Annotated in this window: 20 protein-coding genes and 1 tRNA gene; 8 read left to right on the top strand and 13 right to left on the bottom strand. The window is 57.1% G+C overall.

What is annotated here, in order from left to right; genetic code table 11:
* Positions 1–111: 111 nt before the first annotated feature.
* Positions 112–744: a hypothetical protein gene (locus DL88_RS05835; RefSeq protein ID WP_034993323.1), complete on the top strand. Its 633-nt coding sequence runs from the start codon at positions 112–114 to the stop codon at positions 742–744.
* 174 nt (positions 745–918) lie between these two features.
* Here the strand turns inward: DL88_RS05835 and hslU are convergent, their stop codons facing one another.
* Both hslU and hslV read right to left on the bottom strand, forming a co-directional pair.
* Positions 919–2,226, bottom strand: a complete 1,308-nt coding sequence (gene hslU / locus DL88_RS05830) for an ATP-dependent protease ATPase subunit HslU (protein WP_034993321.1) — start codon at positions 2,224–2,226, stop codon at positions 919–921.
* A 57-nt stretch (positions 2,227–2,283) separates the two neighbouring features.
* A complete protein-coding gene (gene hslV / locus DL88_RS05825; protein WP_034993319.1) occupies positions 2,284–2,877 on the bottom strand; it encodes an ATP-dependent protease subunit HslV in 594 nt (197 codons plus the stop codon).
* A gap of 592 nt (positions 2,878–3,469) precedes the next feature.
* Here hslV and hisB point away from each other — a divergent pair.
* From hisB to hisA, 4 genes are all read left to right on the top strand, one after another.
* Positions 3,470–4,057 carry an imidazoleglycerol-phosphate dehydratase HisB gene (gene hisB, locus DL88_RS05815; protein WP_034993310.1) on the top strand — a complete coding sequence of 196 codons (588 nt, stop codon included), beginning with the start codon at positions 3,470–3,472 and terminating at the stop codon, positions 4,055–4,057.
* Between the two features lie 117 nt (positions 4,058–4,174).
* A complete protein-coding gene (locus DL88_RS19250; RefSeq protein WP_051955644.1) occupies positions 4,175–4,780 on the top strand; it encodes a DUF2628 domain-containing protein in 606 nt (201 codons plus the stop codon).
* A gap of 80 nt (positions 4,781–4,860) precedes the next feature.
* Positions 4,861–5,511: an imidazole glycerol phosphate synthase subunit HisH gene (gene hisH / locus DL88_RS05805; RefSeq protein WP_034993708.1), complete on the top strand. Its 651-nt coding sequence runs from the start codon at positions 4,861–4,863 to the stop codon at positions 5,509–5,511.
* Positions 5,508–6,236 carry a 1-(5-phosphoribosyl)-5-[(5-phosphoribosylamino)methylideneamino]imidazole-4-carboxamide isomerase gene (hisA, locus tag DL88_RS05800; RefSeq protein ID WP_034993307.1) on the top strand — a complete coding sequence of 243 codons (729 nt, stop codon included), beginning with the start codon at positions 5,508–5,510 and terminating at the stop codon, positions 6,234–6,236. The genes hisH and hisA overlap by 4 nt, the downstream gene beginning before the upstream one ends.
* 30 nt (positions 6,237–6,266) lie before the next feature.
* On the opposite strand, the gene DL88_RS05795 is transcribed toward hisA, so the two are convergent.
* From DL88_RS05795 to DL88_RS20180, 3 genes are all read right to left on the bottom strand, one after another.
* Complete coding sequence (locus tag DL88_RS05795) at positions 6,267–6,713, bottom strand: host attachment protein (RefSeq protein WP_034993304.1); 447 nt, start codon at positions 6,711–6,713, stop codon at positions 6,267–6,269.
* A gap of 316 nt (positions 6,714–7,029) precedes the next feature.
* Positions 7,030–8,325 carry a UDP-N-acetylglucosamine 1-carboxyvinyltransferase gene (murA, locus tag DL88_RS05790; RefSeq protein ID WP_034993301.1) on the bottom strand — a complete coding sequence of 432 codons (1,296 nt, stop codon included), beginning with the start codon at positions 8,323–8,325 and terminating at the stop codon, positions 7,030–7,032.
* Between the two features lie 153 nt (positions 8,326–8,478).
* Positions 8,479–8,622, bottom strand: a complete 144-nt coding sequence (locus tag DL88_RS20180; protein WP_156970960.1) for a hypothetical protein — start codon at positions 8,620–8,622, stop codon at positions 8,479–8,481.
* A 53-nt stretch (positions 8,623–8,675) separates the two neighbouring features.
* Between DL88_RS20180 and DL88_RS20175 the strand changes: the two genes are divergently transcribed.
* From DL88_RS20175 to DL88_RS05770, 3 genes are all read left to right on the top strand, one after another.
* The gene (locus tag DL88_RS20175) at positions 8,676–9,158 is read left to right on the top strand and encodes a hypothetical protein (RefSeq protein ID WP_156970959.1); all 483 of its coding nucleotides are present in this window, start codon (positions 8,676–8,678) and stop codon (positions 9,156–9,158) included.
* A 110-nt stretch (positions 9,159–9,268) separates the two neighbouring features.
* Positions 9,269–9,343 (top strand) — tRNA-Thr (locus DL88_RS05780).
* A 931-nt stretch (positions 9,344–10,274) separates the two neighbouring features.
* Complete coding sequence (locus tag DL88_RS05770; RefSeq protein WP_034993290.1) at positions 10,275–10,724, top strand: hypothetical protein; 450 nt, start codon at positions 10,275–10,277, stop codon at positions 10,722–10,724.
* Between the two features lie 183 nt (positions 10,725–10,907).
* Here the strand turns inward: DL88_RS05770 and DL88_RS05765 are convergent, their stop codons facing one another.
* The 8 genes from DL88_RS05765 to DL88_RS05730 form a co-directional block, all read right to left on the bottom strand.
* Positions 10,908–11,486, bottom strand: coding sequence for a hyaluronate lyase N-terminal domain-containing protein (locus tag DL88_RS05765; protein WP_051955643.1), 579 nt, complete (start codon positions 11,484–11,486; stop codon positions 10,908–10,910).
* A gap of 164 nt (positions 11,487–11,650) precedes the next feature.
* Positions 11,651–13,738, bottom strand: a complete 2,088-nt coding sequence (locus DL88_RS05760) for a phage tail protein (protein ID WP_034993288.1) — start codon at positions 13,736–13,738, stop codon at positions 11,651–11,653.
* On the bottom strand, positions 13,735–14,199 hold the full coding sequence (locus DL88_RS05755) for a C40 family peptidase (RefSeq protein WP_034993700.1): 465 nt from the start codon (positions 14,197–14,199) through the stop codon (positions 13,735–13,737). The genes DL88_RS05760 and DL88_RS05755 overlap by 4 nt, the downstream gene beginning before the upstream one ends.
* 8 nt (positions 14,200–14,207) lie before the next feature.
* Entirely contained in the window at positions 14,208–15,074 is an 867-nt protein-coding gene (locus DL88_RS05750; protein ID WP_034993287.1) for a phage/gene transfer agent baseplate hub protein, read from the bottom strand.
* Positions 15,071–15,691, bottom strand: coding sequence for a DUF2460 domain-containing protein (locus DL88_RS05745; protein WP_034993284.1), 621 nt, complete (start codon positions 15,689–15,691; stop codon positions 15,071–15,073). The genes DL88_RS05750 and DL88_RS05745 overlap by 4 nt, the downstream gene beginning before the upstream one ends.
* A gap of 20 nt (positions 15,692–15,711) precedes the next feature.
* On the bottom strand, positions 15,712–17,994 hold the full coding sequence (locus DL88_RS05740) for a baseplate megatron protein TIM-barrel domain-containing protein (RefSeq protein ID WP_034993697.1): 2,283 nt from the start codon (positions 17,992–17,994) through the stop codon (positions 15,712–15,714).
* A gap of 450 nt (positions 17,995–18,444) precedes the next feature.
* Complete coding sequence (locus DL88_RS05735) at positions 18,445–18,687, bottom strand: aldehyde dehydrogenase (RefSeq protein WP_245270647.1); 243 nt, start codon at positions 18,685–18,687, stop codon at positions 18,445–18,447.
* A 313-nt stretch (positions 18,688–19,000) separates the two neighbouring features.
* A complete protein-coding gene (locus DL88_RS05730; protein ID WP_084704993.1) occupies positions 19,001–20,428 on the bottom strand; it encodes an alginate export family protein in 1,428 nt (475 codons plus the stop codon).
* Between the last annotated feature and the right edge of the window lie 504 nt (positions 20,429–20,932).

Genomic DNA, 20,932 nt, shown 5'->3' with positions numbered 1-20,932 from the left:
ATGAAAGTGGAACATCAAACCGATATTTTCTCTTTGCCGGTTTGATGCTTTAGACGCATCACCTTATTGTACCGGTTCCCCCTCGTCGTCCGAGGTGTGGAGGAGAATCTTATGCCAGCCTATCTGTCGCGTAGCACGATCCTGACCGCCATTCTCCTGCTCGCCTGTCCGGTCTTGCCGGCCTCAGCGGCAAAGCGCAAGAGCGTCGATTCCAATGACGGCGTCCCCGTGCTCGACATCAAATCGACCTGCAACGAAGCCAAGAATTATAGCGGCGACGACATGCAACGCTCCTTTCGCGGCTGCATGGAAGACGAGATGCAGGCCCGCCAGCAATTGAAGTCCATGTGGCATAAATTCAAGCCGAAGGACCGGGAACATTGCGTCGCCTCCAGCGCGTCGGTGATGCCGAGCTATGTCGAAGTGCTGACTTGCCTCGAAATGAACCAGGAAGGTGAAATGACGACCTTCCAACCGTTGCAGAAATGGCCGGTCAATTCCGGAACACAGAATAATAATCCGGATGCCACCACGGTCCCGAGTATAGACGACATCTCCTCCCGTTATGAGCGGGCGCGCGAGGAAGGCGCAAAGACGGAGCATCAGGACCACGAGAGCGGACTTCCCGGAACGGCGAAGGAAGACAGCAAAGCGGCAGAGGAACAGAAGAAACGCGAAAAAGAAATCCGCAAGCTTGATCGCTATGAACAACAACAGGAACAAAAGCTGCAGGAAAAACAATGAAACCAGCGTGATGGCGGGATGCGGAATCGTGTAGCCCGCCTTAATCGCCTCCTCATTGTTCCACAGCAGTTTGCTTCAGCAGCGATTTCTTTCCTTCCTTATTGCTTTATCGTCGCGGTCACGGACATTCTGTGAATGCCTTGCCTCACACGGCGCCGACTTGCCGGATCGCCGTTAAAGGATGAACCGGCTCAGATCGGTGTTACGCGCGAGATCGCCGATATTCTTTTCCACGAAATCCGCGTCGATCGTAATTGTCTGCCCCGCGCGATCGGGCGCAGTGAAGCTGACTTCATCGAGCACGCGTTCCATGACGGTCTGCAGACGCCGCGCGCCGATATTTTCGACGTTTGAATTGACCTGCACCGCGACCTTGGCGAGGCTCCCGACAGCCTCCGGTGTGAAGATCAGCGAGACGCCTTCCGTCGCGAGCAAAGCTTCATATTGCTTTATGAGGCTCACTTCCGTTTCCGTCAGAATACGTCTGAAATCGTCCTCGTTCAGGGGCTGCAGTTCGACGCGTATGGGCAGGCGTCCCTGCAATTCCGGCAGGAGATCTGACGGCTTCGAGACATGAAAAGCCCCCGAAGCTATGAAGAGAATGTGATCCGTCTTGATGGTACCGTGCTTCGTCGCAACGCTGGTACCCTCGATGAGCGGCAGAAGATCGCGCTGAACGCCTTCACGGGAGACGTCGGCGCCGCCGCGTCCTTCTCGCGCGCAAATCTTGTCGATCTCATCGAGGAAGACGATGCCGTTGTTTTCAACTGCCTGGAGCGCTTGGGCGACAATCTGCTCCTGATCCATCAGCTTTTCGCTCTCCTCCGCAAGCAGAGGTTCGCGCGCGTCCTTTACCGTACTGCGCCGCCTTTTGGTCGAACGGCCGAGAGATTTCGCAAAAATATCGCCAATCGAAATGGCGCCGATGGCAGATCCCGGCATATTCGGCAAATCGAACATCGGCAGGTTGGGCGAGGGCTGCGCCAGTTCGATGTCGACGTCCTTGTCTTCCAATTCACCATCGCGCAATTTCTTGCGGAACGCATCGCGCGTGGATTGTGAGGCATTGGCGCCGACAAGAGCATCGAGCAATCTCTCCTCGACTGCCTGGAGCGCCTTGGTCTCGAAGGATTTACGCTTTTCCGCCTTGACCATGATGATCGCCGTTTCGACGAGATCACGGATGATCTGCTCCACATCACGGCCGACATAGCCGACCTCGGTGAATTTCGTGGCCTCGACCTTGAGGAATGGCGCATTGGCGAGCCGCGCCAGACGCCGGGCTATCTCGGTCTTGCCGCAGCCGGTCGGACCGATCATCAGAATATTTTTCGGCAAAACTTCGTCGCGCATCGGACCTTCGAGCTGCAGGCGACGCCAGCGATTGCGCAACGCCACGGCCACGGCGCGTTTGGCATCATGCTGGCCGACGATATAACGATCGAGCTCGGAAACGATCTCACGCGGGGAAAAATCGGACATGAAGCCAACAATGTAAGAGATAGAGGAAAGACCGGACGCCGAAACAGCTCGGAGCTCTTAGGCCTCGATCGTTTCGATAATCAGATTGCGGTTCGTATAGACGCAAATATCCGCGGCGATTTCCAAAGCCCGGCGGGTGATCGTTTCCGCGTCCACTTCCGTCTCAAGCAAGGCTCGGCCAGCCGCCAGGGCATAATTGCCGCCCGATCCTATGCCCATGACGCTCCCGTTCCCGGTGGTTTCGGGTTCGAGAACATCGCCATTCCCAGTCAGCACGAGCCCCGCCTGTTTATCGGCGACGAGCATCATCGCCTCAAGCCGGCGCAGATAGCGGTCGGTGCGCCAGTCCTTGGCGAGTTCGACACAGGCGCGCATCAATTGTCCGGGATATTGCTCCAGCTTGGCCTCAAGCCGCTCGAACAGAGTGAAGGCATCCGCCGTGGCGCCAGCGAAGCCGCCAATGACATCTCCCTTGGCAAGCCGCCGGACCTTGCGCGCATTGCCCTTGACGATCGTCTGGCCAAGCGTCACCTGGCCATCGCCTCCGATCACCGTACGCCCACCTTTCTTGACCATCAAAATGGTCGTGCCATGCCAGCTTTCAGGCCCCTGGCCCGCTAAAGCGGCCGAAAAAGGCGGATAATCGCGCATCGAAACTCCAGAACCTCGTCGTCGCTAAGAAAATCTCATCTATGAGGCAGCGGCGAGCTGCGCAAGGGGTCGATCCGGAAGAGCCTGTCTTCCGCAAGGCCAAAGTCCAGCTCGAAGCTAATTCCTGGACCAATCCCGCTAGTGCTTCCGGCGACGAGAAAATCGTCAGCGAGCGGTGCCCGAGACTGCCCTTTGCCAAATGGCCTATCGGGATCCATCCGCATTGCCGCGTTTCTCCGCGAAATGAGCCCGCGTCTTTTCTTTCATTGTATTTTTCGTCGCACCGTGTCGCGCAAACCATCAGCATCAGGTAACCGCTGGCACGATCGAAACAATTCTTCTTCTGGACTTTTGAGCTTGGTATTTCTACTTGACTTCACACTTGAACCTTCCCCTTGAACGGCATGATGGGCTAGAAGTCGGCAAGGAGCCGATCTGCCTCCGAGGAAGATCGGCGGTCTGCTCGAGGGCATTTTCCAACCAATGGAATCGCGTCGCGATTCCATTGGTTGGAAAATCCATTGTTTTTGGCGGGTGCATTTCAGAGAGATCCGAAACGCACCAGAGTCTGACGAAGTGAGGACGAGGCAGCATGCGTACCGGCGCCGTTTCGCGCAAGACCAAGGAAACCGCAATCGAGGTCAGCGTCGACCTCGACGGACGCGGCATTGCGCAAATTTCGACCGGCATCGGTTTTTTCGATCACATGCTCGAACAACTCGCCCGGCATTCCCTGATCGATATAACGATCCACGCGAAGGGCGATCTCCATATCGACGATCATCATACGGTCGAGGATACCGGCATCGCGCTGGGCCAGGCGATCCGTCAGGCGCTCGGCGACCGTGCCGGTATCACCCGTTATGCCGATGTCCTCCTGCCGATGGACGAAACGCTGACGCGCGTCGCCATCGATGTTTCCGGCCGTCCCTTTCTCGTCTTCCGTACGCATTTTCTGCGTGACAAGATCGGGACCTTCGACACGGAACTCGTGCGTGAATTCTTTCAAGCCTTCACCACCCATGTCGGCGCCAATATCCATGTCGAAACCCTTTATGGCGAAAACGCCCATCACATATCCGAATCTTCCTTCAAGGGCCTTGCGCGGGCCTTGCGTGTGGCGGTGACGCTCGATGAACGCCAAAAAGGCGAGATTCCTTCGACCAAGGGCGTGTTGTAAACCGGGCGTCGCTGGATTCGCCCGAGCCGAATGCGTTCTTCCATCCATTGGAAACACATCGAATTCGTCCGCAATGCGGTAACATCTTCCGGTTGATGCTGAATTGAGGAGGCGGCCTTGGCCATCTACGCGATTTATCTCCCCCACGCGAGAAAAGAGCCTCTGCATGCCACGGAGGATGAACTGGCGATGGTGCGGATCGAACGTCTGACGGGCGTGCGTTTCGTCCGCCAAGGCTTTTCCTTCGGCGCCTTTTTGCTCGGTCCGCTGTGGCTTGCCTATCGCGGCCTCTGGCTCACGCTCGGCATCTGGTTCCTCGCCGTTCTGACCTTTTTCATCCTCATCAGGATCGCCGGCCTTGGCGAGGGATTGCTCTTTGCTTTCATGATTCTGCTTGCCCTGCTTCTCGGCCTTGAAGGTTTCGGACTTTGCGAGGAACGGCTGCGCCGCAAAGGTTTTCACCTTGACGACATCGTCGTCGCGTCGGATCGCGACGCTGGTGAAGCCCGTTTCTTCTCCCTGATCGAAGCGAAAGCGCGAACCGCTGAGGAAACAGGTGTCATCCCTGCACTCGCATCACCCCCGGCAGCTTCTCCCACCTCCCGCACACGTCCGGCTCAGGCGGGCGCTTCCGGACCATCGACGACACCCATGACGCCACGTGAGGGTGAAACCAGCCGCGACCTTCTCGGTCTTTTCCCCTCGGAAGGTTCGCGCAAGTGACCATGATTCCAGAACCGCCGCCGTCAGCGCAATCGCACGACGACCCGCGCCGATCCACAGCCGCGACCTCCCCCGCCCACATCGGCGTCGCCATCGTCGATTACGGCTCGGGCAATCTCCATTCGGCCCATAAGGCCTTCGAACGCGCAGCCAGCGAGGCCGGTTTTTCCGGTTCGATCGTCGTCACCAGCGATCCAGACGCCGTGTTGCGCGCCGATCGCATCGTTCTGCCGGGCGTCGGCGCCTTTGCCGATTGCAAGCGCGGCCTTGCCGCCGTGCCGGGCATGATCGAGGCGATGACCGAGGCCGTGCATAAAGCGGGCAAACCCTTTCTCGGTATCTGCGTCGGCATGCAATTGATGGCGACGCGCGGGCTCGAGCATGAAACGACCGAGGGGCTCGACTGGATCAAGGGTGAAGTCACGGCGCTGACGCCCGCCGACAAGAGCCTGAAAATTCCCCATATGGGCTGGAACACGCTGGAACTCGCGCGGCCACATCCTCTTCTGGCCGGCATTCCCCTGGGCGAAAAAGGCCTCCACGCCTATTTCGTGCATTCCTATGCATTCCGTCCCGAACGGCAGGAAAGCCTCATCGCGACAACCGATTATGGCGGGCCCGTCACCGCGATGATCGGCGAGGCCAATATGGCCGGAACACAATTCCATCCCGAAAAGAGCCAGGCGCTCGGCCTCGCCCTGATCGGCAATTTCCTGAAATGGCAGCCATGATTCTCTATCCGGCGATCGATCTGAAGGAAGGGCGCTGCGTGCGTCTCCTGCAGGGCGACATGCAGAAGGCCACAATCTTCAACGACGATCCGGCGGCGCAGGCCGCCGCCTTTGAAACGCAGGGCTTTTCAGCCCTCCATGTCGTCGATCTCGATGGCGCCTTCGCGGGCAAGCCGATGAATGCGGCCGCCGTTGACGCCATTCTCGCCAGGGTCAAAATGCCGGTGCAGCTTGGTGGCGGCATCCGCGACGAGGTGACCATCGAAGCCTGGCTCGGCAAAGGCATCGCCCGTGTCATCATCGGCACGGCAGCAGTACGCGATCCCGATCTCGTGCGCCGCGCGGCCCGGCGCTTTCCCGGCCAAATCGCCGTCGGTATTGACGCGCGTGACGGTTTCGTCGCCGTCGAGGGCTGGGCCGAGACCTCGCAACTCTCGGCAGTGGAACTCGGCAAGAAATTCGAGGATGCCGGCGTCGCAGCCATCATCTACACGGATATCGCCCGCGACGGCGCGCTCGCCGGTCTCAATATCGAGGGGACACTGGCGCTGGCAAAGGCTGTGCGCATCCCCGTCATTGCCTCAGGTGGCCTCGCTTCGCTCGCCGACATCGAAAGGCTTGCCGCGCCCGATTGCGCCATTCTCGCGGGCGCGATCAGCGGCCGGGCTCTCTATGACGGTAGGATCGATCCGGCCGCGGCTTTGGCCCTGCTCCGCGCGGCATAATCCGCGCGGAACCGATCAAGGTAGCTGGAATCAGGCCGAAAGATGAGCGGCAATGTCCCTTGCCGGGAGATGGGCAAGGTCCTTGTCGATTTCCGCCGTCACGATCTCACGGGTCGCCGGTGAAAGCCGCTCACGCAGAATGCCAAGCGCCTTGGGTGGCGCGACGACGATGAGATTTTTGACGGCGCGCACCTGAATCACTTTGTCGAGCAGATCGGCTATATCGCTCAGAAAATCGATTTCGTTGCGTTCATGCCAATCGGTTTCCTCGGTCGCGCTGCGCGCCGATCCATGAGATTGGTAGACGCGCCCGGGTCGGTCAGTGCCAAGATCACGGGCGGGAGCCTGCGGCAGCGTGAAATCCTCGACCTCCTTGAGATCGAGCCGCTTCGCCTCACCCTCGTTGCACAGGATTTGCGCCTTGGCACCGTCGCAAACCAAGATCCAGCTCGAGCGGGGAATCCTGATCTCTTCCATAGACTTTCTCCGACTTACCTCTGGGCACCGGCTTCGGGTGGAAGACGGCGGCAATCGTCAGGAGAAGAACGATCGGCAGGCGCTCCGGTTCTGTCTGAAAACAAGTCTTTTGGCGCAGGAGACCGCTGCAAAACAGCGCATCTGCTCTTATGCCAGTCTCGATGAATCGGCTCATTGAGACCGGCCTGCCCGAATTCCGCAGCAATTCCGGGTTCCGTTCTCGCAAATCCTGTCAATCCAATGATTTGTGAGAATGTACCACTCATTCCTTCGCAATAGCGGTATATGAAATGCCGCAAGAGCCCTCGGGAACGCCTTAAGCGGCGTTGGTGATGCGCTCGATGATCGCACCGCAACGCCCGAGCTTTTCCTCGAGATGTTCGAAACCGCGATCAAGATGATAGACGCGATTGACCATGGTCTCTCCTTCCGCTGCCAGGGCCGCGATGACAAGGGACACTGAGGCACGCAGATCGGTCGCCATGACCGGCGCGCCCTGCAGCGTACTCACCCCCTCGACGATGGCAGAATCACCATCGAGGCGGATGCGGGCGCCAAGCCGGGCCAGTTCCTGCACGTGCATGAAGCGGTTTTCGAAAATCGTCTCGGTAATGACGGAAGACCCTTTGGCCTTGGTCATGAGTGCCATGAATTGCGCCTGAAGATCGGTAGGAAAACCCGGGAACGGCGCCGTGGTCACGTCCACGGCCTCGATGCCCGCCCCGTTGCGCTTGATCCTGATGCCTTCATTGGTGACCGAAATGCCCGCGCCCGCCCGTTCAATCGTATCGAGCGCATTTTGCAAAAGATGGGCTTCAGCGCCTTCGAGAAGCACATTGCCACCAGCCATCGCCACGGCAATCGCATAGGTTCCGGCTTCAATACGGTCTGGAAGAACCCGGTGGCTCGCGCCGCCGAGCCTCGCCACGCCCTCAATCTCGATAATTGATTGGCCAGCGCCTTTGATCTTCGCACCCATCTTGGTGAGACAATCCGCGAGATCGACGATTTCCGGCTCCCGCGCGGCATTGGTGATCAGCGTATGACCCTCGGCCAAACAGGCCGCCATCAAAGCTGTATGGGTCCCCCCGACCGTGATTTTAGGGAAGGTGATTTCCGCTCCCTTGAGACCTTTCGGAGCGCGGGCATGGACGTAACCAGCCTCGATCTCCACGCTGGCACCGAGCTTTTCGAGCACCATCAGCAGAAGATCGACGGGCCGCGTGCCGATGGCGCAGCCACCCGGCAGTGACACCCGCGCCTCTCCCATCCGCGCAAGAAGCGGCGCGACGACCCAGAAACTCGCCCGCATTTTCGAGACGAGATCATAGGGAGCCATAATATCGACGATAGAGCGCGCGGTCAGATGAATCGCCCGGCTCGCATGCGGATCCTCCCCGGTCCGGCGTCCATCGACCGAATAATCGACGCCATGATGGCCAAGGATACGCAGGAGCATATTGACGTCGGCGAGCGCGGGCACATTTTCAAGCGTCAGCGTCTCGGGCGTCAGCAGCGAGGCGATCATCAGCGGCAAGGCGGCGTTTTTCGCACCGGAAATTTTGATAGTTCCTTCGAGCGTCGGTCCGCCCACGATGCGAATACGATCCATCCAATCCCCGTTTCTTACTGATCGTCCAAATGTTTTTGGTCAAAGTGCTTTTAGTCAGAGCGTTTTTCGGCCGTACCAGACAAACTCGCCGACGGCGAAAAGCTTCCGGAATCCTTTTCACTACAAGCACAAGCTTGGTCAAGACATCTTGCCTTACAGACCGTCCCACCGTTCCGTGAGGAAAAACTCCATGCCGTGCCAAACGATGCAATGCGCTTCCTCTGCGCGCGCGCCGGATCGCCGCTTCCACACAAAGACCGCATCGGCGCGTAACCATCGACGAAGTGCCTCGCTCACGGCGACTTCTCTTGGGATGTCTCCATGGCCGGATTAAGACTCTCGGATTCGGAATGATCCTGTTCCGCAAGGCTCCGACGCTCGCGAACCTGTGCCTTGCGGCGCTGCAGGTTCTGCCGCAAGGCCGCCGCAAGCCTTTGCTGCCGTTCAATCTTACCTATGCTTTCGCCGGTTTCCGGACCCGTTTCATGGCCTCGAGCCTCCGCCGCAACGGCGGTGGTGCCCCGAACATCACGGTCGGATTTTTGTTCAAGATCTCCTTGCTTCCCCATGGACAGACCCCGGCCGCAATCTCATCCTGGAGTGTTTCAGATATATCCAGAAACACCCCTCTAAAAAAATATAAGTATTTTCAATATGATAGCATCATGAAACGATTCAAGGTTAGCGCAAATGCGCTAAAGCACCAGTGTCCGAACGCGCTCTCAGGCTTATTTGCAGCACCGCACGCCGGCCTGAATCGCGGACAGGCAGCCGCCGAACCCGCGCTCCACACAGCCTCCGCCATAAGGCGATCAAGCATCCGCGCAACTTGAAGGAAATTCTTTTACGGGCCGTAAACCGCAGAAACAAGCGGTGGCCGCTTGCCTAACGCCGCCACCTATGGCACATAGCCGCCTGCCGGGCGCAATGCCCCGCAACATCGGCTGCCGTAGCTCAGTGGTAGAGCACTCCCTTGGTAAGGGAGAGGTCGAGAGTTCGATCCTCTCTGGCAGCACCATCTAACCAACTGAATTGTTAGATGATTGAGTAGCGACCCGGCGTCGATGATCCAGCAAATCAACCAAAAACAGCCAGACCACACACGAATAACTCGTGCGGCGTCCAGCCCCATGGTCCCGCTTCGATAGGCCTCCCACCTTATTCCGCCCGAGACAACCCTGATTGGTCGAAAGATCCTCGTGCGATCAATGCCGGCGCAGCATCCGTGATGGCGTATCCGCCACACCGGGCATCGTCTCGATGGATCACCATCCAGTCCGCTTTTTGGAGAGCCCATGCGCATGAGGGCGTGAAACGCCTCTCCGACAATGACAGCACCTGAGACGCGATCCTCGGCTGAAAAGCGTCATCGCTCAATCTGCGACCCTCCAGCCCGCGCCAAAGATATTATTACCGTCAATGTATTATCAGCCATGGGTCGAATGCGTCGGCACTCTGTCCGATCGATGCCAATCGTTCGGGAGTGACCTCTGTGTCATACCGGCGAAATTCCGATGTCTCCTGATTCACACAGTCTCAATGAACCGGTGGGTGATGATCAGGATCATCCTTTCGGCTAGAGCAGGCGGGATGTTGACGAAAGATTCTTTTTCTAGAAACTGATTGTAACATACGCCTTTTACTACAGCATCGCTGACGTATTCATTACAAGTCGCTCCATCAATCGGATTGACAATTCCTGCTTCACAGAAACATATATCCTATATATTGTGAACGAATCAGTGATCCTGATCATCCGTTCGTCAGCCGTGAAGACCTTCGATAGAACTCCTCTGCCGATCATGATCACCATGAACATTTCACGGAATGGTTCGCGGCTCCGGTGGGAATTTTTGAGATTTCCTGCAACCGGATACGCGAATTCAGACTTCAGGACGATTGCGTCTCGCAATCGTCCTGCCAGGAGAGGGTTAAACGGGGATCGCATCATGAAACCAATCGATCAAATTCGCCACGAAATCGTCGCACTCGAAGCGCGTATCGATAAACTGCGGTCCGTCGAGGACGTGCTGTCGTCGCTCGAAGATGCCGAGCCCTCCGGGCGTGGACAACGCGGCAAAGCCGCCGGCAAGACGCCTTCCAAGACTATCGCGCGCGCCGTTTCTCGTACCGCCGTCAAGGCGGAAACCAAGACGTCGAGAGGCCCCGCGCCGAAGGCAGCGGCCAGCGCTCCCTCGGGTGTCCGTGAAGGCTCTATCGGCGAAGCCGTCCTCGAATTGCTCACGGAGAAAGGCGCCCTGCCACGTGCCGCGATCGAAGATGCGATCCGGAGTGATCGTGATGTCGGCAAGCAATCGATTTCCGTTTCCCTGCAACGGCTGCGCAAGGCAGGCAAAGTCGCCCTTAAGGATAATCAATGGGGTCTCAAGAAACGCTAAAAACGTTTCAATGTCCTTTGATAGCTCCCGATAGCCGGAGAACTTTTTGAGGCATCCAAAACCTCATCTGTTTCCTGCCAATCGTAACGACGGCAAAATCCTCCGGAAAAGCTGTATTTTCCGGAGGATTTGGTATTGCACCCGGTTTCCCTAATTAGAAAACAGCGAAACGCATTCTCGCGATCATGATTGAGGAACGCCGCATGTCAGGGAATGGATGGCAACACGGACCGTCCCCCCGGCAAATGTTCCTCCTTGCGCGGTAAGCTGTATCGCGGAAGCCTGATACCAGGCTGTGGGGCCGATCACACCCGAATTACTCGAACCGGCGGCTATTCCGATGCCCACGCCGAAACGGCCCGACGGCGTATCCGTGCTGCCACCTGGAGCTATGACCGCGTCGACATTAAAGCCCGTCACGCCGGTAATGGCCGAGACCACCAGCACGCTGACGGCAAAGACGATTGCCCGCTCGGGAATGACGATCGTGGACTGGCTCGTAGCACCCGACAGCGTCACCAGCTCTTCCGCGACATCGAAACGCGTGGTGGCACCGTGCTGTGATTGCGCAACGATTGCGGATGCGGTGACCGGCACCTGGCCAACCTCCGACAATTTGGCGAGCGGAACACCGCCATCAGTCACTCCGTCGCACAGGACAAGCCTGTTGTTCGTCGTATCGACGACGATTTCTCCCGGCGCTCCGCGAAACGAGGCAATATCCGTGGCCGCACCGCGCCGCAATTGAACCTGAACCGCCATGCTTTTTGCTCCCGATCTCCGCAACTTCGTGGACGGCGCGCCCTCGGCCGCCGGCAACGGATAAGAATCCACGTCTCGTCGATACTTTGGACAAGTCCGCCGAAATCATCGGGACATCAGACTTTTTGCACCCCGAGTAGAATAGCCGCATGCGGGCGGCAGCCTCACGGCAGGGATCCAAGGGCGATGATCGTCACGGATGCTTCCGACAATGTCCCGAAATCATCGGCTTCGCCAATACCAGCGGCGATCACCCCATAATCAAGGCTCGTCCCCAGCAACAAAGCCGCCGTCACCGGTCCACGTATGCCGTTACCGGACAGATGATAGCTATAGACGGCGCAATCGCTCAGATCCTGTACGCCCGCGCCAAAGATATTGAAGCTTTGAAATTTTAGATTGATCGTCTGGCCAATATAGCCAGGCGGAGCGCTATATTTGAACACGGCATCATCGAGCCGTGCGAAAGCAGAGCCCACAGCATGATCCATCGGCATGGTGCCAAACAGGCCCCGCACGAGACCCGACAGTGCATAACTCTGAGATGCGGTGAGCGTCGCGTTCGTATAGGCGAGCAATTCCCCATCGAGGTAGCACAGGGTCACGACATTCCTCGCCTCGTCCTGGGAAACGCTCGCAAGCGTTCCCTGCGAGAGCGTGACATCCAGCCCATCTATCATTGCGCTGGTAAGCGCGCTTGTCATCAGTCCCTGCCGCGCGGGACTGGAAATCTCACCGATCTGTGTGTAACTCGCGCCGTCGAGAGAGACATGGACGAAAGCACCACCCCATTCCGCTCCGGTCGCTTGATTACGCGCTCCAGACAAAGCCACCCAGACCTCTAACGAGCCGTCACTCAAGGCCGATGGCGGCTCGAAGATCACCGGCGCATTCACCGAACCAGCCTCGGCGGCGCGATTGAGGACTGCACCCGACGCACCCTGTGCCGGATAGCGCGTCGCCGTCGCAATGCCGCCAGGAAATTCCTCCGCCGTCACCGTCAGCGAGCCGTTGGAATCCTCTTCGATCGCGATGATGCGCACGGGAGTGCGATCAAGCCCCAGGACAGGATCCGTCAAGGTGACGATATCCATCGGATCGAGCAGGCAATATTCAAAGGAAAGCTTGAACGTATAAGTATTGCGGATGTAGAGAGCCCGCTGCAGGATCAGTTGCGCCGCGAGAACACCCATCGAAAGGTCACAGATCTCATGGGCCGAAATATTTGCGCCCATACGCATGCCGAAACGCTCGATCGCATCCTGATCGAAGGCATACACCGGCGTCGCAGCATAACGGTTGGAGCGGTCGAAACATTCGAGCGGTTGTATATTGGCAAGCGAATAGGGATCAATGCGCGCCACCTGGACCGGGTCGCGGCCATCCTCATAGAGGAAATCGGCATCGGTGAGGTCGTAAACAGGCGCGGTATCAGGCATGTAATCATATCCGTTGCCGGATAGAGACACATCGCCATAGGGTCTGATCCGTAACAGACCGCCGGACCACACGGCAGTGGCATTGGTCAATTGCAGCCAGCGCGTGATCAGCGTCGATGCCGTTTCCTGTGTCGTCAGCGCGGGGCTGAGGCCGATGCCGATCGCCATACAATAGGTCTGATAGGAGGCATCCCCGGTGGCTCCGAAAAGCGCCGCGGCATCGATGCTTTCCGCCGGAAAACCAACGCCATATTGTGTATTGGTGAGGAAATCATAAAGCATGGCCGCAGGGTCGGAATCATAGGCGTTGAGCGGTGTCGCCACTGCGGAGAGACCATAGACCTCGAAAGCAATTGAACCGATCGAAGCGTTGGAACCGAGATCATAATAGGAAGAAGCCATATAGGCTGTGCCATTGTAATGCAGCGCGGCATAGGAAAAGGCGCCCTGCGCCTGGCCCCAGACATCCTGCGGCGTGGCGCCATTCATGAGTGCCAGATTATAGGCACCATAGGGCAATACCGATTGACCGTTGTAGATCGTGCCGATCGCCTTGATCGGCCCCTCACCGACCCCGAGCATGATCCAGGTCGAATAAGTATAGCTTGAAACCGTCTGACCGCCGCCCTTGCCCCCCGCTGCCGTGGAATGTTGCGCGTGGCTCGCAAATCCATCGTGCCAGAGAATGTTCGGCGCGGCGCGCGTGGTGCCATAGATGATCGGGATCGGCAGCGCACTCGACGAGGTCTGAATGTCCATTCCCGTATAATTCGGCGTCACCGCCGCCGATTTTTTGGTGCGGAAATAGCTCATGCCGAAACCTCACGTTCTTGCGCCCAATGGGAGAAAAACCGATGCTGGCGCCGCGCCTGATCAAGTTGCGGATTTTGCGACAGCCGGTCCTCGATGACGGCGCGCGCTGGCGAATAGGCATGCACGAAGGTGAGCGGATCGCCGCAAGTGACGATGCCTCCGTGGGCATAGCAGCGGCCGTAACGAAAGACGATGATATCGCCAGGACCTGGCACCTCGACCTCCTTGCAATGATCACGCACGAAGCCGAGATAACGCTCTTCCGATCGATGCAGATGCCAATCAGGCGGATAGGGACGCGGATCGAAAGGCGGGGTGAGCCCCGTATCCACGAAGACACGCACCAACAGCATGCCGCAATCGACGCCGGCGCCGCGTATGTCCGCACAGGAATGATAGGGCGTGCCGATCCAGCGCCGCGCCTCGGCGACGACAAGCGCGCGTTCTTCCGCTTCCGGCATGATCATCCTCAATAGGCCGTTTCCGGCACGGGCACGTAGGGGAAGCCGCGGAAATTGGCCTGATTGGAAAATTTCGATCCGCAGGTGGCAAAGGTGTGGTCACATCCCTGATGGATCGTGAACTGATCGCCAGCCGCAGGAGCCTGATCGAGTGGATAAGCGAGGCCGAAAGCCTGGGTATCGGCCCATTTGACCGTCGCCGTGACACCCGTATTCACACCGGAGGTAAAGCTTACAAGACCCTGCTGGTAGGAAGGCTCACAGCCGGACCAGACGATCTGCATTACCGTCGATTGCGCTTCCACAGTGCCGTTGGCGCTGAAAGCGCCCTTTACGAGACCGCAACCGGAATCATAAAGAACATGGTTGCAATGCGGCTGATAGAAATTGCGTGGCATCTGTATATCAAGCAAGGAAAGATCGGAATTGACGGTGATCTCCGCACTGGTCCGGCCGAGTTGATCGATCGCGGCGACACGGCCGACGAACAGAACGACACTGCCGAGAGGCGGCATTCCCCAACTGGTCAGAAAGGCGCGTTCGCGGCGAATACGACAGCCGTCGAAAAGCCCGTTGCGTAAAGCGGCGAGGATCGAGACACCGCCGATCGTGTCATTGGGACGCGCTGCAAGGGTGATATGCTGCTGATCCACCTCAAGACCGGTCGTTGCTTTATAGGCCAGACCATCAACGAGGATCGAATCGGCGCGAAAGACCGAACCGTTGAGCGTGATCGACACATCGGCATTGGTCGTTGTCAGGATCAGACCATTGGAAAGGGTGAAGGTAAAGCAATCGGCGACGAGCATGCGCCCATCGCGGCTCGCATGCATGGCCGAAAGCATGTCGCTGAGTGCCTTCGAAACGGTCTTCACGCCTTCACGCTCCGGAATTTGAGACTCGATACCGTCCACAATCCATTCATGAAATTTTCGAAATCATTTTGATCGTCAAGGAAGCGGCATTCATAGGCGAAAGTGAAATCCGCCTTGACAGTGGCCCCCGACGCCGGTGCCGATGTGAAAACAAGGCTGTTTGGCGCCGTCACCGACCAGCCATCCTGTTGCACAACATCATTCACCATAATGTTGCTGGCACCGGTGACATAGGAAACGGTTTCGACGGCACCGCCGAGTACACGCTGGAAGGGAAAGCTCAGGCTCGCACCGTCGCCGACACCAATCACTTGCGCGGTCGCCGCATTATCGGTCGGATCGGTATAGAGAAATGTGCCATATTGACCCTGACATTGCAGGTAAAGTCCCATGAGACTCTGCAGTGAGTTGACGCCAAGCCCCGGCCACGCGCCATTCGCCGCCAGCGCGTCAAAGGTCAGTTCGAATTCATATAAAGCCTGTGTGTAAAGCGGTATGCGCACTTCACGGCCGGAGACATGGCTGGTCGTACGCGTCGAAAAGCTTGGCCGTTTGTGTACAGACCATCCCTGGCCAGGCAGCTGCGGAAAGACCGGCAGGCTCGCGGAATCACTCATTGAATCACTCACAAAATTGCTTAAGGCATCGCCGTCTGTAACTTGACGCTTTGGACAGACCACAAAAGGGTCATGAATTCCTCGAAGTCCTGAATATCATCGGCAAAGCGGCAGAGCATTGTTGCGCCCGCACCGAGTTCCTCGGGCATCGGAAAAGTGAAAAGGCCGTCGGTTCCCTGCATACGCAAGAAGAAACCGGCCATAGCTGCGAATTCGGCGGAAGCGTCGCCGCGCAGGACATCGAAGGTCAATGTCATCGTATAATGCGCCTTCGCGCGCCGCGTGGCGCGGGTCTCGCGCCCATCGACATGCAGCGCCGCCAATGTGTCGAAGGTCGGCTGATAATGCACCGACCACCCCTGCCCCGAGAGGCTCGGAAAAGCCGGATAGGGACCGAAAACCGGCGGCTCGTCGGCGATCGGTGGCGTCAGAAAAGGCCCCTTGCCACCCAGCCAGTTTCCAGCCCGCCAATTGGTAGCATCCCCCCATATATCCGACCGATTTGGAAAGGTCGGAAATGGCCGCGCGTCCCAAGACCAGATGAGACAGAATGTCTGGTCGATCATTGGTACACCGGCGTCAGAGGTTTCGTTCTTGCCGTCCTCGAACCAATATTCATGCAGCGCGCGCAGGGCGAGAAGCGTGAGCTCGTCATCGCGAACCGGACGATAGACGCCGCCCTCCGCAGGCTCCCAGGACGACCAATAGGGCGTGAAACTCTCGACCGATTTCGGATCGTAGAAGACATTCGGCTGGTTGGTGCCACGATCACAGGTTGGAAAACCATATTCTGTGAAGATGATCGGCTTCGAGCGGGGAACCCATTGTGTCATTGCCCCGCGTGCAATCCAGCTCGTGTCTGCACCGTCAGCATAGATCGCCTGATGCGTGTTGTTCCACCACCACCGCAGCTGTTTGTTGGCAAGCAATTGCTGACCGGCGTAATAGGGTTTGCGTTGCTGCGCCAGGCGATCGCCTTCTGGCAACGAAACCTGCAGTCCACTGCCCTTTGGAACAAAGCCGCGGCCAAGATTGACACCATCATTATAATACCAATAGTATTTCTCGCCGCCTTCAATATTCGCCTTGAGATAGTCCAGAGACTTCAGCATGGGCGTGCCGGTGAGGCCGAGCGCATTCATTCCATCGGATGATGGCGGCCATGTCTCCTCGCGCGGATCGCTCCAAAACAGAGGATCGAGCCCACCATCACCGCTCGTCCAGTCGGAGAGCGGCAGATAATTGTCGAAGGAGACAACATCGATCGAGTCATCGGCGTAGAGCCGATCGAGATGCGGCCATTGGCCGAAATTGTTGCCCGAAGCATCTTGGTGCTGCACGCCCATCCAGACGGACCAATCGGCGGAATAGCCGATGAGATTATGTTTGCCCGCGCCATCACGCGGCAAACCCGCCTTATCGAACAAAGCCCGGACGTCCCGGGCGAGCGTGATCAGGCCATCAACGAAAGGATAATCCCACACAGCGTGGCCATCCGTGTCGAGCGTACCGGCAGGCGTCCAGTTCGGACCGCGTATCTGCTCGAGCCCGCGCAATTCGGATCCGATGAGAAAAAGATCGATACCACCTGCCAAAGCGCAGAGGGAAGCATAGTGCAGGATCATGCGCCTGAAGGTGTAATCGGTCGGCGCACCGGAATAGACGACCGTCAGACTGTCGGCATCCGGTGTGAATTGATCGGCGCTGGCCGCTCCGAGAAAGGCCGTGACGGCCGTTTGTGCCGCCTCTGATTGATCAGATGCGAGACTGATCCGTCCGCGCCAGGGCGCACCGGAGGACGTCATCAGAAGGAAGGGATAGAAAACGACACGCAGGCCACGGGCCTTGAGTGCCCGGATCGCCCGAACCAAGGATTGATCGGAGGGCGTGCCGCCATAGACATAGGATTGACCGGATCGGGGCAGCGGGATCAGCCCGTCGGAAAGCTGCGTCAGGCCAGAACAACGCCAGGGATCAGCCTGCCCGGATTTATCCTGGAAGGCACCGCCGATATAGGTCGTCGAAGGATAAATGCGGCATGTGGAGCCATCGACCGAATCCCCGAACCAGGCAGCGATCAGGGAAACGCTGGTGCATTGCGGATAGGCCGCTTGAAGCTGGTCGATGGCATAGGAAAAATCGGTTTTGCCGCTATTGGCGCCCAGAAACTGATCATGGAACAGGTTCAGCGGTGCAAACTGCGTCTCATCATTCCTGCAGCCAGAATAGGAAATCGTATCATAGGCGAACTCCCCCGTCGCCGGGAGGAGATGAACACCATTGACAAAATTCGCTCCAGCCATACTCCGCCCCAGCTTGGCATCCATGCCCGATGAAGTGGAGATTTCCTTGAATTATGAGGATGTTACAAGGGGACGCAGCGACCGCGAGACGGCGAAAAGACAAACAGATCGGAGGATCGTGTAAGGATATGCGGCGCGCTTGCGGTCAAATACGCTTCAGCAATGCCTTGCGAAGCGTCGTTGCGCCCTATCAAACATGCCAGGACGTGAGAACGCTCTGTTCCTGATCGAGAATCACTCCAACCTGGGAGGCGGCGGCGCAGCCGCTCGCAAATCCTCCAAGGTGAAAGCCGGACTTTCAAGACACAGAGTTAGACAGAGATTGAAAGCCCCCAGCAAAAACAGGGGACTTCAGGAACCCAGCGAAAAACATACGCCCAGACATGAAGCTGAAAGGTTCTTTGCGGCCGGTTCAAATCAGGACAGGCTGAACCGCGCGTCCTCCATGGCCTATTTGCAGAATTTTTCCTGGAAGGCCGCAAGTTTTTCCGGCTTATTCAGCTGCTTTTGGGGATTCCACCGATGCTCGGCGAAAAAATCGCGGACCTCGAGAGTGATTTCCTTACCGTCGATATAATAACGATCAATCCCATCCGGGGTGATGACAGCCGGACCATCCCGGCGGCTCACCTTGCCATCCTCCATCCAAACTTCCGTATCGGCATAGACATAGTAACCGAGCACTCGACCCATGTCGTCCTGGTTTGATTCGTCAACGATACATTTCTCGGCCACGTCCTACCTCTTAGCCCTGAGCCATGGTCTCGCCCAGCATAAGCCGGACCAGAATAAAAGGATGGAGCGGAATCTCCGCTCCTTCGTCGGGCACGGTCTTAGAACAGTTTATCGATTGAGGGAATCGCCGTGAAATCAGGAGCGCCCGGTCACTTCGGCGCAGGGCGCAATTCCCTGCAGTACCGGCGGGCTCATCGAACGGACACGGCAAAGCTGTGCGGCCCTGTGGGGTGCCGCACAGCTTGGTACCATCTGGAAATGGATTTCTCGCTTAAAAGTTGAATTCGAGCTGTAGGACGCCGATATCGGATCCTCGGCCGCCTGCGAGCGTGATCGCGGGACCGGCGAATTCATGCAAATATTCGAAGAAGAGCCTCGTATTGGGATTGATGAGCCAGGATGCACTGGCCAACAGGTTGGTACCGATGTAGCGGGCCGTATTGTTCTTGGTCGCCGTCAAAGCGGTCGAGGTCGGATAATAAACGTAATCGTGCACCGAGGCGCGCCACAGAAACTGACCGGCAATCCTGAAAGCCACTTCCTTGGAAGGGTTAATGATCAAAGACGGCGTCGTTTCGATCAGGTTGGTCAGCGCATTATGGCCCGCATAGTTCAAGGTCGCAGCACGCGGATAGGGAGCGACGAACGTGCTGATCGTATGCGTGTTATAGCCGTTATTACCGCTGAAATAACCAAATTGAAGGCCAAGGATCGGCTGCAGATCGACATCCTTGAACATGTAGCTGGTATTGACCATTGCACCGACGGCGGAGATGCGGTTGCTCCCCAGCGTGCCGAATTTATAGCCGACATCCGCATCATATTTGAAATTACCGACCTGGCCGTTAGGTCGAATTCCGATCAGATCGCCGAATTCCGTCGCCTTGGAAACGCCACCATAGGTCTGATTACGCCGATGGATATGATAATAATATTCATCGACACTCAAGGTCTTCTCGAGAATCGGCGTCGTTATATGTGTACCGGTAACATCGGAAGGATGAGTGTGTTCGACGAAGGGGTCGAAGGCAGGAGCTGTTTCCTGGCCAGTAAAGAACTGGAAGCGATTCCCCTCGGATTTGACATCCAAAAGGGCACCATCCCAGCTGCGCGGAATATTCTGACGATTGGCGATCCAGAAGAAGGTGCCGGAACCGAAGAAGAATTCCTGACGGCCCAATCGCGCCGAAACATTGGCCGTACCGATCTTCTCTTTGATATCGACGAAACCCTGCTGAATCCTCGCCGAAGCGACATCCGAGGAGCCATAAGGCTGGTTGCGGCCGGGGCTGTAGAAGCTGCCGAATTCGACCAGGCCGTCCAGATGCTCATCGATATGTATGAAGGCATCGAGGAGCATGCGCGAGTTCAAAAGCGTATCATGCATGTTCTGCGGCGCAGTCGGAAAGCCATGCCGGGAATTCTGGTAGGTCCATCCGTCCTCGCGGATCGTGCCACCGAAACTGACAAAGGATTCATTGGTGATGTTCAACGGAATATAATGAATCCGGTCGAGGGGTGTCCGGCGCATATCCGGGTTACGCAGGAACTCGTAGCTTCTCTCAGTAAACTGAAACGGATACGGGCCCTTGTCGATCTCGAAATATTGTGCCGAGGCTTGATGCGAGAGGCAGATCAAAGCGAAAGGCAGTGAGTGCTTTATGACACTCTTTATATAGTTTCTTGCATGAGACGACATTGCCCGGATCTCTTCGATAGTATAGTTGATAAAGTCTGTGGAGTTACTTTATTTATATCTTAAGCTTAGCTTTAAGACAAGCTATATTGTGGAGACTACGGTATAACAAGCCCGGCCGTTGCAGGACAAATGCCTCGCGTGGGACAAAAACACCATCCGAGAAATGACCCGCGGGTACCCGTTGATCATCTTTAACTTCTTGTTTAGTTTCAAATTTTTTTGATTTCAGAAAAGAAACCACTCCGTCTCCATCACCTTGGAACCCCATGCAAAAAGCCTTGATCGGCCTGTGAATAAAGGCCGAAGTATGGCTTCACATTTATGTGAAACGCCGCATTCAAGGTAAAGAAACGTCCACGCCACTCCATATCAGGGCGTCCAGAACGCAATAATCTGCAGGGAATTTTGCAGCTTTATCTGTGTTCTATATTTTACAGCTTTAGCCGATTTTCAAACGGAAGCGTCTGCACATCCGCATCAGGGAGGCATTACCAGATATCCGCC

Origin of the sequence: Beijerinckia mobilis, assembly GCF_000745425.1 — a bacterium.
GTDB classification, from domain to species: domain Bacteria; phylum Pseudomonadota; class Alphaproteobacteria; order Rhizobiales; family Beijerinckiaceae; genus Beijerinckia; species Beijerinckia mobilis.
The sequence above is the reverse complement of the archived record's forward strand: the minus strand, read 5'-3'. Positions and strand labels throughout refer to the sequence as shown.